This window comes from Actinoplanes sp. ATCC 53533, from assembly GCF_003947245.1.
The window spans coordinates 1-2258 of record NZ_QHHV01000718.1; the positions used below are offsets into that span (position 1 = coordinate 1).

Consider the following 2258-nt stretch of genomic DNA (forward strand, 5'->3'; position numbering starts at 1 on the left):
ACCGGTGTGGCCTGAGGGTCGCGGGGTTGTTGTTTCAGAACTGTCCAGGCATGGCCTGGTTTCGCATACCACTTGAGGGAGCCGGTGACGGCGCCAAGGTTTGGTGTGGAACTGTGGGGTTGTGGGTTGGTTGTTGGTTGAGAATTGCACAGTGGACGCGAGCATCTTGTTTTCTGTAGGTTAAGTTGTCAAGGGCGAACGGTGGATGCCTTGGCACCAGGAGCCGATGAAGGACGTGGGAGGCCGCGATAGGCCTGGGGGAGCTGTCAACCAAGCTGTGATCCCAGGGTGTCCGAATGGGGAAACCTGACATCAGTCATGTGGTGTCACCTGCATCTGAATTCATAGGGTGTATGGGGGGAACGCGGGGAAGTGAAACATCTCAGTACCCGTAGGAAGAGAAAACAACAGTGATTCCGTGAGTAGTGGCGAGCGAAAGCGGATCTAGCCTAAACTTGTGGCGTGTGATACCTGTCAGGGGTTACGTCATGGGGGTTGTGGGACCCACTTATCATATCTGACAGTGTGGTGAGGAGTTATAAAGTCGCATGTTAGTCGAACGACGTGGGAAAGTCGGCCGTAGACGGTGAGAGCCCGGTAGACGAAAATGTGTGACCTCCTTGTGGTGTTCCCGAGTAGCGGCGGACTCCTGTAATCTGCCGTGAATCTGCCAGGACCACCTGGTAAGGCTGAATACTTCCTGGTGACCGATAGCGGACAAGTACCGTGAGGGAATGGTGAAAAGTACCCCGGGAGGGGAGTGAAATAGTACCTGAAACCGTTCGCCTACAATCCGTCAGAGCCTCCTTGTTGGGGTGATGGCGTGCCTTTTGAAGAATGAGCCTGCGAGTTAGTGGCATGTGGCGAGGTTAACCCGTGTGGGGTAGCCGTAGCGAAAGCGAGTCTGAAGAGGGCGTTTGAGTCGCATGTTCTAGACCCGAAGCGGAGTGATCTAGCCATGGGCAGGTTGAAGCGTGGGTAAGACTGCGTGGAGGACCGAACCCACCAACGTTGAAAAGTTGGGGGATGACCTGTGGTTAGGGGTGAAAGGCCAATCAAACTCCGTGATAGCTGGTTCTCCCCGAAATGCATTTAGGTGCAGCGTCGCGTGTTTCTTGCCGGAGGTAGAGCACTGGATGGTCTAGGGGGCCTACAAGCTTACCGAAATCAGCCAAACTCCGAATGCCGGTAAGTGAGAGCGCGGCAGTGAGACTGCGGGGGATAAGCTTCGTAGTCGAGAGGGAAACAGCCCAGATCACCAGCTAAGGCCCCTAAGCGTGTGCTAAGTGGAAAAGGATGTGGGATCGCTTAGACAACCAGGAGGTTGGCTTAGAAGCAGCCATCCTTTAAAGAGTGCGTAATAGCTCACTGGTCAAGTGGTTCCGCGCCGACAATGTAGCGGGGCTCAAGCACACCGCCGAAGCTGTGGGACTCACACAATAACCCCGTTGGCCGGTTTACCGGTTGATGCAGGTGTGTGGGTCGGTAGGGGAGCGTCGTGCTACCGGTGAAGCGGCAGGGTGACCTAGCCGTGGAGGTTGCACGAGTGAGAATGCAGGCATGAGTAGCGAATGAAGGGTGAGAAACCCTTCCGCCGGATGACCAAGGGTTCCAGGGCCAGGCTAATCCGCCCTGGGTGAGTCGGGGCCTAAGGCGAGGCCGAGAGGCGTAGTCGATGGATAACGGGTTGATATTCCCGTACCCGCGAAGGAGCGCCCAAGACGAACCTTACTATGCTAACCACGCGAAGTGCCGGCGGTCTTCGGACCAAGGGTATGGAGTCTGGGATCCTGGTGGGTAGTAGTTTAGCGATGGGGTGACGCAGGAAGGTAGCTGATCCCGGCCGGTGGTTGTGCCGGGGTAAGCGTGTAGGCCGTGCCATAGGCAAATCCGTGGCGCATATAGGCTGAGACGTGATGCCGAGCCGATTCAGGTGAAGTCAGTGATCCTATGCTGCCGAGAAAAGCCTCTAGCGATGTTCCGAGCGGCCCGTACCCCAAACCGACACAGGTGGTCAGGTAGAGAATACCGAGGCGACGGGCGAACTGTGGTTAAGGAACTCGGCAAATTGCCCCCGTAACTTAGGGAGAAGGGGGGCCGGACGCGTGAAGCCCCTTGCGGGTGGAGCGTGGTATGGCCGCAGAGAGCAGGGGGAAGCGACTGTTTACTAAAAACACAGGTCCATGCCAAGTCGTAAGACGATGTATATGGACTGACGCCTGCCCGGTGCTGGAACGTTAAGGGGACCTGTTAGCCCG

At 56.6% G+C, this 2258-nt stretch carries 1 rRNA gene; it reads left to right on the forward strand.

What is annotated here, in order from left to right:
• Nucleotides 1–178: 178 nt before the first annotated feature.
• A 23S ribosomal RNA gene (locus tag DMB66_RS60830) occupies nucleotides 179–2258 on the forward strand; the annotation flags it as partial.